This window comes from Photobacterium sp. R1 (genome assembly GCF_054600795.1).
On record NZ_BAAHZP010000603.1, the window covers coordinates 1 to 266 of the forward strand.

The following is a 266-nucleotide window of genomic DNA, read 5'->3' on the forward strand; positions in this document are numbered from 1 at the left end:
TTCGCCAGAATGGAAGTTGTCGATCAGGTTCTGATCGTTGGTGTAAGAGTGAACGGTTTCAATGTGTCCGTTTAATACACCGTACTTATCATGAACGGCTTTCAGTACCGGTGTGATGGCGTTAGTGGTGCAGCTGGCCGCCGAGATAATAGTATCTTCACTCAGAATGTCTGTTTCATTCACACCGAATACGATGTTCTTGATCTCACCTTTACCCGGTGCGGTCAGCAGAACTTTCGCTGCACCCGGGCACTTCAGGTGTTGGC

At 48.9% G+C, this 266-nt stretch carries 1 pseudogene; it reads right to left on the minus strand.

From position 1 onward, the window contains the following. Nucleotides 1-266 (minus strand): annotated as a pseudogene (locus ACYP03_RS26465) (glyceraldehyde-3-phosphate dehydrogenase); the annotation flags it as partial.